Source organism: Kitasatospora sp. NPDC057500 (assembly GCF_042802195.1).
In the GTDB taxonomy this organism is placed as follows: Bacteria; Actinomycetota; Actinomycetes; order Streptomycetales; family Streptomycetaceae; genus Kitasatospora.
Map to the genome: position 1 here is coordinate 1 of NZ_JBHVER010000218.1, position 12,550 is coordinate 12,550.

The window sequence follows — 12,550 nt, forward strand, 5'->3', positions numbered from 1 at the left end:
CGCCTCACCGGCGAGAACACCATCTCATGGCGCGACCCGACATCCCAGATCAAGTAGCTGATTTAGGGATAAAACATCGGGATAAAACGACCTCTTAGGAACCATACAAGACGATTCCACAGATCCGGGTGCAGATTAGCCGTCGCTTCTCCACCTCGTCACGACCCACGACTGACGCCGGCGGAGGGCTTGAGTCCTCGGCGACCCGACAACAGAGCTGCATCCTTGGGGCTGCTGCTTCGCCGGAGGCCCTTGAGCACTGCCTGCTGGGTCTCTGGCGTCCAGAAGATCTTGAGACTCTCTCGTGCTCGGGTGACTGCCGTATAGAAGATGCTGTGCGAGATGTCGTTCTCGTTGGCGTCCGTGATGACGATCTTGACCGAGTCATACTCCAAACCCTGAGCCTTGTGGATCGAGACGGCGTAGGCGACTTGGAACGGCACAGCGGTGTGAACCGAGTCGTCATCCTCGTCGCTGACGTCGTAGTCGTAAACGGTGAATCGCACAGTCGAGCCCTCCACCCACTCGAGCTCGTTGCCGACGACATCGAACTCGGTAAGCGGCCGGTCGAGCTCGACGTCGAACCGGATCTGTCCCAGGTCGACAGCGATGTCGACGATCTTGCCCTTGAGGTTGTTGTAGATGACCGGCCGGAACCGATCGGTCTCGTTGAAGAGCACCGGGTCACCGACCTTGTAGGTGGAGACGCGCCAGGTGACCGCTGGGTTGGGGTTGCTGCTCTGGAGGAAGCGGTTGACGTTGTTGATCCCGTAGAGACCGTCGTAGTTCAGGCACAAGATGATCTCGTCCTCGCGCTGAGCCTCGAACAGCGACTTGTCGAGGACTGTCGAGTAGCCATCGCGGGCGATGACCTCGGCGATGTCGTCGGCGAGGTTCCGAACCTTGTTCCAGAAGCCCAGGAGCGACGCATTCTTGGTCCGATAGGGCGTCGTCAGCTCGAAGACCGAGGTGCTCGGGACGAACGAAGGGATGATGCTGAACCAGTTGCCGAACTTGATCGACTCGATCTGGTAGACGTCGCCGACCAACACCAGCAGCTTGAAGGACACCTTCTCTAGCACCTTGAGCAGGTCTGCGTTGCCGACGATGCTGCACTCGTCGATGACCAATAGGTCGTACTCTGGGTCCAGTCCCGTGCGGGAGATCTGACTGCTGATCGTCCGGAAGGTCGAGTTCTGGGCGGTCACCCTGCGCTCAAGGTTGTCCTTTGCCGGGTTGGTGTAAGCCAAGAACAGCTTGGTCTTGTCGTTGAAGTACTGGGCGATGTGGTCGACCATCGTGGACTTGCCCGTGCCGGCGGCGCCGTAGATCAGTGCGACCTTGGACTGCTTGAATAGGAGCTTGAGAGCATCCTTCTTGACGTCGTCATCGATGCCGCGTGGCGCTTCGTCCAACCAGCGCTCAACGGCCACCGTGTAGCCGTCGATCCCGGACATCGCATAGTCCTGAAGCTTCTCGACGATGGTAACCGCGTCGTCCTCGTAACCCCGGATGAAGACGTGCCCCTTGTCCTGCACGAGCTGGCGCTCGGTGTGCTTGTAGTAGAGCTTGCCGTTGAAGGTGGCGATCAGCTTCGTGACGTCACCGAAGGATTCAAGGTCGGCTACGGGCGTGTAGAGCATGCCGTAGGTCTCGACGTTGGTCCGCACTCGCCGTGAGAGCAACTCGTGTTCTCGGCCGGTCGAGTCGAGGCTTTCGACCAGATCCCAGTATCGAGGGTTGTGGCCCATAGGGGAGCTACAGAAGGGCATGGTATCGAATGGGATGCAGCCGTACTGCAGGTTCAGGCCTGAAAGACGACCGCACTTGTCCCAACTGTACTGCGACTTGAGCACCTCGTTGCGCATCTGCAGCATCAGGTAGCGGAGGATGTTGTGACCCCGTGCGCCGGACCGAATGATGCGACGCGCTTCGTCGAGCACCGGGAAAATCTGCGGCTTGGGCGTGGCAGCCGTGCCCGCAGCCCTGACGGCCGTGTACTCGTCGTCGGTCAGGTCCATGAGCTCAAGTAGGCTGCCTGAGCCCGCCGTTAGCACGTTCATGAGGTAGCGGTACTCCGCCCAGCCGACGTTGGCTTTGATGGAGACCCCCAGGAGGCGTGCGAAGTTGTTGAACTCGCATGGCCTGATCGAGACCTCCCAGGCACTGATGATCGTGATCGGCATCGTCTGGTTGAGGACATGGATCGCGTCACGATGAAGCGTCAGCATGGCCGAGTACTTGTCGGACATGTCGATATCAGTGAAAGCGATGATCCGGTCGAACTTACTGACCCTGTTGACCGCCCGGTAGAAGGTGACCTCGTAGTAGATGCGCCCGGCCACGAAGAACGGGCGCGTCTTGTGAATGTAGTAGCGATCCCGCGCGCCGCCGCTCGCCCTGGTCCGGCGAAGCGTCTCGATCCGACCAGCGATCTTCTCGTGGTACTCACGTAGGGACGGGTCAAGATCGACTGGGAACGACTCCAGGTTGGCGAGCACGTCGATCCCACAGCCCTGCTTGAGCAACGTCCGTATACGCAGGAGGTACTCGTAGTACTTGAGCATCAGGCGTTCGGAGGCGTCGCCGTCCATGGTGTAGTGCGAAGCGCTCGCTTCGAGAAGTTTGTGGAACCGGCTCAGGAAACCGTACTGACCCCTACCCTTGACAAAGGCCAACCCAAGCCCAATCGCTGGATAGTTGTACTCGGCATCAGAAGTCCCGAGCTGAAGGCGCACGGCGACACCCTCAACCAGGTTCCGGAGCTGAGCCAGGATATTCTGGGATAGCAGATCGCGCTGGTCGGTCAGGGAGGCGATGTTCTGACAAATCGCCTCGTTGGTGCTCTGGATGTGTTCGCCGACAGTGGTCACACTACTACGCCTCCCTACGCTCCCGAAAAGCGCGTCGCCGCGAAGCCCCGCGATCGTTTCGAGGAAATCATCGACGAACTGCTCCGGTCTGCCGCTCGTCGAGCTTACTGACTTTGGCGCGCCGGGACTCCGGCTTCGGATTGCCGGGCGCGCCGCTGAGCGCGTACGCCAGTGCCTGACCTATCTGGGGCCGACCAGTCCGGCTCATCCCCAGGGTCCTTCGTCGCTACCTTGGTCACCTGCAGCCCAGCGGCCCGGCCCCGAGTGTGCTGACTCGTATCGCACGTCAGCAACCGAACGTCGCGGCCGGCCAGGCCCTGGATGGCCACTGCCCGGTCGATGATCTCGACATCGGGGCGGTCCAGGCGCACATGGCCTGGGGGATCAAGGACAATCTCGACGTTGACTTTGCCGTAGGTCTCACCCTTGTGAGCGTCGTAATCGCCCTCACGAAGGACCCCGTGGGTGGCGCCGTTGAGGACCCCATCGAGGAGACCGAGCGTGTGGGCGGCACGCCACCGGGCCCGCTGCTTGCTGGCGTCCTTGAGGTCGTCCAACTCGTCGACCACCACGATCGGAAACAGCAGGCGCACAAACTGCCAGCGCGGCACGCCGAGCACCTCGTGCAGGTCGACGTCGGCCAGCTTCACCTCGTTCTGGATGTAGAAGCTGGAGTCGGCCACGACGAACACCTCACGCTGCTTCCACCGGGCAATCCGCTCATCCAGCACGGCCACGGCCGCCGCGAACGCCTCGATCCGTTCGACTACCTCGAGTTGGACCAAGCCGTTCACGAGGCGCTGCTGGGCAGTCCCGGCCACCGTCCCGCAGATACCCAGCAGCTCCCGGTAGCGGTCGGTGAATACGAGCTGGTCGAGGTCCCGGTCGCTGATCTGGGAGCGCAACATCCGCGCGGACTCCGTGGCCCATTCCAGATACGTCAGCAGCCCCTCGAGGGCGCTGCCGTACGGCCGCTGTAGGTTCATCGCCGAAGTGTGAACGCCACTGAGGATCTGCCGGATGTTCTGCCTGTCTGCGCCGGGTCGCGGTGTGATGAGCATGCGATGATCCTGCCAGTGCACACCGCCAGTGCGCTGTGGCTTTCCGCTGTCGCTGCCCTCCAACAGCCCTGCGCGCCGCCGGCTACCAAGCCGGAGACAAGCGGGCCCGCTAGATCCTGCGCGGCCCAGGCCGACGGCGTGCTCTTCTGTTCCGCCCGCACACCTGGGCTATCTACACCGTGCGGGCGGGCGCCAGCCCGGCCGTGGGCTGGCACCTGAGCTCCATGAAGGCGAGGGCCCGTTCCCGGCATCTGAACTGCTGGGAACGGGCCCTCGTCTGCTACGCCGCCAGGGAGGCGGCGAGGGCGGCGGGCACCTGCGTGAGGTCGATACTCGGGTGAGCGGTGCCGTCCAGCGGGGCGAGGAAGCAAGCAGCCCACCCCTCGGCGGCGCGGACGATCCTCGGCGGTGCGTCAGCCCGGATGGGCAGCACGGTCAGCAGGACCCAACTGCTTCGGCGGGCCGGTCCCTCGTCCGGGTGCTGGTGGTGCTCGCCGAGCCGGTCCGCGACCGCCGTCGAGGAGCGACGGCACACGCTGCCGACATAGCGGCAGCAGCACCGCACGTCCCAGGCCACGTACACGGCGCTCGGCGCCGTGATGCTGCGCCGGGCTGCCTCGACCGTGGCCCGACAGGTCAGGCCGGCCAGCAGGCCGCCGTTGTGGGTCAGCACGCCGACGTCGAGCAGCGGTGCCAGCGTCCGGGTGACAGGGGTGAGCTGGCGCCGGATCTGGCGCGGGATCGGGACGGTGGTGCTCACGCGTCGTCACCGTCCCCGTCGTCGTCCAGGTCCAGCACCGCGGTGCGCGCGGGGCCGTAGGCGACGAGGATCTCGTCGACCTTCTTCAGGTGCTCGCGCAGCATCTCCACGCCATCGGGACTGCCGAAGATGTCCCGGCCGCGGGAGTGGGTCTGGGTCATCTTGGCGAGCGTGTTGGCGGCTTTGCGCGCGTTCTTGACGGAGTCACCCAGAAGCCGGCGCTGGCGCACGTCCTCCGGGTCAGAGCTGCCGCCGGTGTTCTTGCCATTGGCGAGCTTCTCCCGGTTCGAGGCGATCTCGGCCTCGGAGAGGATCGGGTCGGCCGCGTAGACCAGGTCCCACTCGTAGTCGATGGTGGCCTGCGCGCCGGCCTTGTCGACGACGGGCTCGCCGTCGCGCACCAGCACGCCGTTGATCTCACGCTCGACGGTGTGGAACAGCTTGGGCAGGATGCTGGGGTCGGCCGCGACGTGCGCGTACGCGATGGAGTGGAGCATCCGCAGCCCGCCACGGGTGGCGGTCAAGATGGTCAGCAGCTTGTTCGGGGTGGCACGGAACGGCGCCTTGGCGATCTCCTTGGCGATGCCGAGCTTGGAGCCACGGTCCCGGGTGATGTACCCGTCGAGGATCGCCGCCGTACCCCCGAGGACGGTCAGCTCGGCGATGGCGTCCGCCTCGCCGCTCTCGGCCCGCTCGAGGATCGCGTTGAGGACCTTGAGGGCATCGGGACCGGTGGTCAGCTCCCACGGCCGCTTCCACACCGTGTCCGTGATCGTGCCGCCGTTGCCGAACGCACGGACGGCCTGGTCGATCCGCTCCGAACTGCGATAGGCCGACAGGGCCATGGGCGCCAGACGGGAACTGATCGGCTGCCGGTCGGCCCGCAGGATGCCGAACTCCTGCTTCATCAGTTGGTTCACCTGCTGTGCCCGACCGGCCAGCACGGCGTGCTGGTGGAGGGCCGCCGACCAGAGCCGGTGCGGCGGGAGCCCGAGCAGGTCGTGCATCAGCCCGGGGCTGACCTCGCCGAGCAGCACCTGGTAGGTGCTCTCCTGGATCAGGCCGTTGCGCCGGGCGTGCCGGTAGACGCGCTGCATGCCCTGGGTGTTCTGCGCACCGTCGGTCCACGGGGTCACGTGGACGTGGAGGTTGGCCACCAGGTCGTCCTTGGCGGCGATCAGGTCGGCCAGGCGGGAACCCTGCTCCTCGCCGCTCGCTCCGACCACCACCATGGCGGGGAAGGTGAGGGTGTGGCCCTCCCTGCGGGTCGCCTCGGTGAGCGTCGGTTCGGCCAGGCCACGGCGGACGCGGGCCGCGATCTCCGTCACCTTCGCGCGGGCAGCACGCTGGTCGGCGGGGCGGCGAGCGCCGTGCCGGTCCACCGGGCCAATCACAGCGGCCACGCACGCGGACGCCGCCGCGTCGATGTCACCGCCGGTGCGGGCCAGCCACATGCTCACGAGCCGACTGTTGCCGTCACCAGCGACGTTGTAGGTCTCCTCGGTGCCGTCGTCGTACACCACGCGCACCGGGAACAGCGTCATCGGCTCCTTGACGCCGTGCTGCAGCACGCTCTCGGTGTAGACGTTCTTGCCGCCCTGGGCGCCGTACGTCTTGCGCATGCTCTCGGTCACCGCGTCGGCCAGGGCCTTGCGGTCCGCCAGGTGGACCTCGAAGAGCGCCCGGGGCTGCCCGGTCTCCTCGTCGATCAGTGTCTTGTAGGTGACCGGCGCGACCGTCGAGGGCTCCGCGTCCATCGCGGTGCGCACCTGGTCCGCCCACCGCTGGTTGACGAAGTCGGGCAGCACGTCCAGGTCGAGGTAGCGCCGGTGCGGCGGGAGCATGTACAGGGTTCCGCCCACGACCGGCTTGGCCATGAGGAGGCCAGCCGCCGCCGCCTCGCCCAGCGCCTCAGCCAGCTTACGGACCAGCACGGGTTCCACCGCGCCCCCGGTGACGACGCTCGCCGCGTCCTCGTCCAGGGACACCACGGGATTGTCGAGCAGCGCCTTGCGGGGACCACGCAGTTGCGCGACCGGCACCGGGTCAGGCACGCGGTCGGGCCGGCGGAGCAGCGGGGGAAGGTTGTCGTCGTTCTCGAAGTCGTCGAGATTCATCGCATCGCCCTTTCATAGTTCGACGCGCCGCAGGCCGAGCCTGCCGTCCCGGCAACCGTGCCGAGGACTCCACTGCGCGCCGACCACAAGGGCGGCGAGCGCCGTCACGATATTCCACCGGCTCACTTGTCCGGGGTCTCCCGTGCCGACCGGCATTCCACGGGACTAGGCGGGCTGCTGGTCAGCCGGGCAATCTCAACCCGAACTCCCGTCGACGACGGTCGCCAGCCACCCTTCACACGCAGGTCCAACCCTGGAGTGTGCAGTTCCGTATAACCGGAGCGGTGCGCAGCTGGCCCAGGACTCCTGAACCAGCACCACCGAGAGTAGCGCACCGCCAACCCATCTGACACGCGCTTCGCAACCACAACGTCCCCGGGGCGTTCCTTACGCAGCTGATTGGCCCGCGTGCCCGAGACCTCCGGAATATCCCTGTGCCCTTGTCGATTCATGTCCTCGTACGATCGTGCGAAGGGGGCTGGGTGAGCGATCTCAAGGTGTTCCGGCTCGGGGCGGACGGCCAGGACGTAGAGCTGCGCAGCTCGATGGTGGCGCTGGAGGTGCAGCTGCAGCGCCGGGTGGAGGCGAGCATGGAGGCCATGCTCGGCATCCGGTTCCTGGCGTCGGAGTACCCGACCGGTCGGTGGCACCGGGGGCGGGTGGACTCGCTCGGCCTGGACGAGAACGGCGTGCCGGTCGTGATCGAATTCAAGAAGGGCAACGACAGCGGAGTCGTCTCGCAGGCCATCTCCTATCTCACCTGGGTGAAGAGCAGCCACCACGAGTTCGAGGCCCTCGTCCGGGAGAAGCTGGGGTCCGAGGCGGCCGAGTCCATCGACTGGCGTGCGCCCCGGGCGCTGTGCATCGCGGCCGGGTTCTCGCACCACGACCGGGTGGCCGTTGGTGACCTGGGTCGGCAGTGGCCGATCGAGCTGGTCCGCTACCGGATCTTCGACGGCGGGCTGCTGAGCCTCCAGCTGGTCGAGCCGGTCTCCGCCACCGTCAGCCCGGCAGCCGTGCGCAGATCGACCACGCCGTCGGTGCCGGCGGCTGCCGCCGAGGCGGCCGAGCTGCCGCTCGTCGGCGACGTACCGGAGTGTCTCCGGGATCTGTACCGCGAGCTGGACGAGGTGCTCACCGCGTCGGGTGAGGTGGAGACCGTCGTTCTCAAGCACTACATCGCCTACCGGCGGCTGCAGAACGTGGCGAGCGTGATCTTCCGGCCTTCGGTTTCGCACCGGGTGATCCTGGTGTACCTGCGGCTGGACCCGGACACGGTGGAGCTGGAGGAGGGCTTCACGCGCGACATGCGCGGGATCGGGCACCTGGGCACCGGGGACCTGGAGGTGCGGATCGCCTCGGCGGCCGACCTTAAGAAGGCGGGACCACTGATCGAGCGAGCGGTTCAGACGGCCTGACCGGACGGCGAGGGCGGCTGGAGCTTCATGCTCCACCCCCCCGTCTGTCTGCGGGCCGGGCGGTGGCGGCTGCCCCGGGTTATCACGGTCACCCCTCCGGTCCGGCGAGGACGAAGTCGTCCTGCGTCAGTTCGGCGCGCAGACGCTGTTCGGCCACGTCGGCGTAGTGCGGCGAGAGTTCGGCGCCGACGAATCGCCGGCCTTCGCGTAGGGCGGCGACGCCGGTCGAGCCGCTTCCGGTGAACGGGTCGAGGACCACGCCGTTCTCCGGGCAGATCTGGACGAGCTGCTGCATGATCTCCAGCGGCTTCTGAGTGATGTGGACCCGGTCCTTGCGGGGCTGGCTCGCGATGAAGTGGCCGGGCAGGTAGAGGTCCCGGCTGTTGTCGAGGGTGCCCTTGACTCCCCAGATGCTCCGCACGCGACGAGGCGGCAGGCTGGTCTTCATCTCGTCAGCTGTCGCCATGGTCGGCGAGGCCGGCCAATCCAACTACGCGGCCAGCAAGGCAGGGCTCATCGGCTTCGCTCGCTCTCTCGCACATGAGTACGGCGGTAAGGGCATCACCTCGAACGTGGTGGCCCCCGGCCTCACCGAGACGGACATGACCGCGGTCCTCGGCAAGGAACGCCTGGACCACATCATCGCCCAGGTCCCGCTCCGCCGAATCGCCCAGCCACGGGAGATCGCTTCGGCGGTGCGCTTCGTAGCCAGCGAAGACGCGGCCTACATCACGGGCGCCGTCATCCCCGTCGACGGCGGCGTCGCCATGGGGCACTGACGCTCCGACAGCGAGAAGACGCGTCCGACCGACGGCCTACTGACAAGGTCAGATCGGCGGCCGGTCGAGCCGTCACACCCATGGCGGTTTCCGTCTCGCCGTCGATCTCCCACCGCCGTACGCGAAACCCTCTGCTCGGCCACCCCACTGGCCAGCACGCCCCAGCGACCGTTCCCTGTAGGGGGAGATCATGGACAAGCGCCCCCTTCGAGCCGTCTGCGAGGAACGCCTCGCACGCCTCGAACTTCCGCACCGCTTCGGCACCCTGCAGCTGCGCGAGGCTGTCGCCGCCATGCGGGGAAAGCCGATCATCCTCCAGCCCCTGGACTCGAACAGGGCTGCCGACACTCCCTGCGGCATTCGGGTCGAGACGCCTACTGTCGACTACTTGTTCGTCGAGCAGGGGACCTCGGCCGCCCATCAGTTGCACATTCTGGCGCACGAGATCAGCCACATCCTGTGCGACCATCCGGGCTCTCTCTCCCTCGGCGACGGAGCCGCCGCAGCCATCGGACTGAATCCGACCCTCATTCAGCGAATGTCTGGCCGTACGGCCTACACCACCGCAGACGAGCGCGAGGCCGAGTACATGGCCACGCTCATCCGCCAACGCGTCTACCGCGAACGCCTCCTCCCGGCACGTCGCCCGGCAGCGGCCGACGAGCGCTGGGACGCGATCTTCGCCTGACCCGAAGGAACGACCATGATCAGCGCCATCTTCGGCGGTATGCCCTTGCTGCTGCTGGCCGCATCGCTCTACTGGGCGTTTCAGACGCCGGCCCGGCCAACGCCCCGCCGGCACCCTGAGCCTCTCCGCCTTCCTCGGGTGCTTCGCGATCGCCTTCAGCGCCTACGAACCGGCGATCCGGACGCTGGAGGACTCCATCACGCCAGACTTCTCTCGGCTGGTGAGCAACTCCGCGACTCTGTCGGCAGCGGCCAGCGTCGCCTCCGTGCTCCTCTTTCTCAACCACGACGCAAACGAGGCTCGGCGCCGGGTTCGGTGGCGGCTCCGACTCCTGGCCCTGGCCGTCGCCACGATGGCCTTCGCTCTTGCAGTCACTCCGCGCACGCTGATGTGGAGCGCTGCCGAGCTCCAGGGCAAGCTCGACGAGGCGCCCGCCTCCTTGCACATCTACTCCGCCGCGTACATCGCGTTCCTCGGATACGCCGTCTACGACTGCCTCACCCAGACCTGGACCCGGTCGCGCACTGCCACCCGGAAGAGCCAGCGCATCGGCCTTCGCACCACGGCCGTCGGTTGCGTCTTCGCCCTTCTCTACACTGCCTACAAGACCATCAACGCCGTTGGAGCCCTGTTCGGTTGGGATGCCATCCCCGGCGGACCGCGCTGCACCAACCTGTTCACACCGGTGAACTGCGCTCTGAGTGTCACGGCTCCGGCCCTCGGCGTGCTCCTCATCACCGCTGGCCTGACCCTGCCGACCGCACTCTGGCCGCTCACGCAGTTCCTCCGCCGCCGCTGGGAGCGAAGGTCGATCGCCGACCTCGATCCCCTGCGGCAGGACTTCACCGCGGCCCTGCCCGAGATCGTCCTCGATGACGATGCCGTGGTCGAGAACGAGGTCGACTTCCTGCTCCACCGTCGCATCGTCGAGATCAACGACGGCATCATTAGCCTGCGCCCTTTCCGTTCGCTCACTGTCCAGCAGGCGGCCGTCCGAGAGGTTGAGCGGCGGAACCTGGCCGGCACTGCCGACGGTGACGCGACGGTCGAGGCTTCCGTCCTGGCAGCGGCCATCCGGGCGATGCGCGCCGGCATCGAGCCGGAGTTCGCTCTGGCACCGCAGGCTCCCGGAACAGCCGCCCGTGCGGGAGACCTCCGCGCCGAGGCGATCTGGCTACGCTCGGTGGCACGGGCTTACGCCGGAAGCGACATCGTCCGGACGGCCTCGCGCGAGGCACAGACGCTCGAGACGGCACAGGGATGAGCATGAACAACCCACTTCAGGATCCAGCCTTCTTCCAGAACCCGTATCCGACCTTCGCGGCTCTCCGAAGCGCCTCGCCGATCAAGCAGGTGCCCAGCGGAGGAGGGCGGTCGAGCTACCTCGTGACCGGCTACGCCGAGGCCAGAGAGGCGTTCACCGACCCGCGGCTGTCCAAGGACACGGCGGCCTTCTTTGCTGGCAAGGACACCGGACGCAACCTGCACCCCGCCGCGTCCCGGAGCATGCTGGCCACCGATCCGCCGCAGCACACACGGCTGCGGAGCCTGGTGACGAAGGCGTTCACACCAGGGGCCGTCGCGCGGCTCCGCCCGTACATCGCCAGCGTGACGGACGAGCTGCTCGCCGCGTGGGTGCCCGGCGAGCGGACCGACGCCATTGAGAGCCTCGCCGTCCCACTGCCCGTCACGGTCATCTGCGAACTGCTCGGAGTTCCCGACTCCGACCGCGCGGCGGTGCGCACATGGTCCAACGAGCTCTTCGCGGCCGGGCAGCCCGAACGGATCGACTCCGCCTCGCACGCGGTCGCCGACTACATGGCTGACCTCATCACGGCCAAACGTCGCACCCCCGATGACAGCCTGCTCAACGACTTGATCCGTGCCCGCGACGGCGAGGACCAGCTCAGCGAGGACGAGCTCGTCTCCCTCGCGGTGCTCCTTCTCGTCGCCGGGCACGAGACCACCACCAACCTGATCGGCAACGGTCTCCTGGCCCTGCTGCAGACTCCGGCCGCGTGGCACCGCCTTCGAGATGAGCCTGACCTGGCCGACGCGGCCGTGGACGAGCTTCTCCGCTTCGACTCTCCAGTGAGCCTGGCCACCTTCCGGTTCACCACCGAGGCCGTCAGCCTCGGCGGCACCGAGATTCCTGCGGGCTCCCCTGTGCTCATCGCGCCCGGCGCCGCGAACCGCGACCCCGCGCGTTTCGCTGACCCGGACCGACTCGACCTCGACCGGGACACCAAGGGGCATCTCGCCTTCGGGCACGGCATCCACCGGTGCCTCGGGGCGCCCCTCGCGCGCGCCGAGGGAGAGATCGCCTTCCGACGCGTCGTTGCCCGATTCCCCCAGCTTCGCCTGGCTGCGCCCAGTGCCGAGCTGCAATGGCGGCACACACGGCTCATGCGAGGCCTTGAGGCGCTGCCCGTCCTGCCATAGGCCGAACCCAGGATGCGCCCGGCTCAACCGTGCCGCAGGGTCGGGACATGGCCGCGATCGTCGTTCTTCTCGAGTTGGAGCCGGACCAAGAGATCGGACCCGATGGTGTCGAGCCGGTCGTTCTTCTGGTGCACGCCGCCGGCGCCGACCCCGACGCGCCCGAGGACCCCCTCCCGCAGACTCTCTGCGGCCTCGACACCGACGCGATGGAACACGCCCACTACCGCCCTGCTCGGCCAGGCGAGCCCTGGTATCCGCCCGCGCTGTACGACAAGCGGTGCCGGGAGTGTCAGGCCGCGCTGAAGAGCCTGTGACTCAGAGGTCGTTTTATCCCGATGTTTTATCCCTAAATCAGCTACTTGATCTGGGATGTCGGGTCGCGCCATGAGATGGTGTTCTCGCCGGTGAGGCG

General features: G+C 66.8%; 8 protein-coding genes and 3 pseudogenes. 6 read left to right on the plus strand and 5 right to left on the minus strand.

Annotated features, from left to right (window positions below; all coding sequences use genetic code 11):
* Positions 1-158: 158 nt before the first annotated feature.
* The 4 genes from ACFU74_RS31440 to ACFU74_RS31455 all read right to left on the minus strand — a co-directional run bounded on the left by ACFU74_RS31440 (position 159) and on the right by ACFU74_RS31455 (position 6,811).
* Positions 159-2,873: an ATP-dependent RecD-like DNA helicase gene (locus ACFU74_RS31440; RefSeq protein WP_380762967.1), complete on the minus strand. Its 2,715-nt coding sequence runs from the start codon at positions 2,871-2,873 to the stop codon at positions 159-161.
* Between the two features lie 104 nt (positions 2,874-2,977).
* Positions 2,978-3,934 (minus strand): PIN domain-containing protein, encoded by a 957-nt coding sequence (locus ACFU74_RS31445; RefSeq protein ID WP_380762969.1) that lies wholly within the window; start codon positions 3,932-3,934, stop codon positions 2,978-2,980.
* Between the two features lie 280 nt (positions 3,935-4,214).
* Complete coding sequence (locus ACFU74_RS31450; RefSeq protein WP_380762971.1) at positions 4,215-4,694, minus strand: hypothetical protein; 480 nt, start codon at positions 4,692-4,694, stop codon at positions 4,215-4,217.
* Positions 4,691-6,811 (minus strand): hypothetical protein, encoded by a 2,121-nt coding sequence (locus tag ACFU74_RS31455; protein ID WP_380762973.1) that lies wholly within the window; start codon positions 6,809-6,811, stop codon positions 4,691-4,693. The genes ACFU74_RS31450 and ACFU74_RS31455 overlap by 4 nt, the downstream gene beginning before the upstream one ends.
* Before the next feature lie 482 nt (positions 6,812-7,293).
* Between ACFU74_RS31455 and ACFU74_RS31460 the strand changes: the two genes are divergently transcribed.
* A complete protein-coding gene (locus tag ACFU74_RS31460; RefSeq protein WP_380762975.1) occupies positions 7,294-8,229 on the plus strand; it encodes a hypothetical protein in 936 nt (311 codons plus the stop codon).
* An 88-nt stretch (positions 8,230-8,317) separates the two neighbouring features.
* Here the strand turns inward: ACFU74_RS31460 and ACFU74_RS31465 are convergent.
* Positions 8,318-8,641 (minus strand): annotated as a pseudogene (locus tag ACFU74_RS31465) (DNA methyltransferase); the annotation flags it as partial.
* Here ACFU74_RS31465 and ACFU74_RS31470 point away from each other — a divergent pair.
* From ACFU74_RS31470 to ACFU74_RS31490, 5 genes and pseudogenes are all read left to right on the plus strand, one after another.
* Positions 8,640-9,008: pseudogene (locus ACFU74_RS31470) on the plus strand (SDR family oxidoreductase); the annotation flags it as partial. The pseudogenes ACFU74_RS31465 and ACFU74_RS31470 sit on opposite strands and share 2 nt — an antisense overlap.
* A gap of 190 nt (positions 9,009-9,198) precedes the next feature.
* The gene (locus ACFU74_RS31475) at positions 9,199-9,696 is read left to right on the plus strand and encodes a regulator component (protein ID WP_380762977.1); all 498 of its coding nucleotides are present in this window, start codon (positions 9,199-9,201) and stop codon (positions 9,694-9,696) included.
* A 94-nt stretch (positions 9,697-9,790) separates the two neighbouring features.
* Positions 9,791-10,960, plus strand: a pseudogene (locus ACFU74_RS31480) (MAB_1171c family putative transporter); the annotation flags it as partial.
* Between the two features lie 2 nt (positions 10,961-10,962).
* Complete coding sequence (locus ACFU74_RS31485; protein WP_380762981.1) at positions 10,963-12,138, plus strand: cytochrome P450; 1,176 nt, start codon at positions 10,963-10,965, stop codon at positions 12,136-12,138.
* A 47-nt stretch (positions 12,139-12,185) separates the two neighbouring features.
* Complete coding sequence (locus ACFU74_RS31490; protein ID WP_380762979.1) at positions 12,186-12,452, plus strand: hypothetical protein; 267 nt, start codon at positions 12,186-12,188, stop codon at positions 12,450-12,452.
* Positions 12,453-12,550: the final 98 nt, after the last annotated feature.

Bases quoted from the DNA above. Each gene is read 5' to 3' on its own strand.
- ACFU74_RS31445 (WP_380762969.1), bottom strand. From the start codon at position 3,934: ATGCTCATCACACCGCGACCCGGCGCAGACAGGCAGAACATCCGGCAG.
- ACFU74_RS31455 (WP_380762973.1), bottom strand. From the start codon at position 6,811: ATGAATCTCGACGACTTCGAGAACGACGACAACCTTCCCCCGCTGCTC.
- ACFU74_RS31475 (WP_380762977.1), top strand. From the start codon at position 9,199: ATGGACAAGCGCCCCCTTCGAGCCGTCTGCGAGGAACGCCTCGCACGC.
- ACFU74_RS31485 (WP_380762981.1), top strand. From the start codon at position 10,963: ATGAACAACCCACTTCAGGATCCAGCCTTCTTCCAGAACCCGTATCCG.
- ACFU74_RS31490 (WP_380762979.1), top strand. From the start codon at position 12,186: ATGGCCGCGATCGTCGTTCTTCTCGAGTTGGAGCCGGACCAAGAGATC.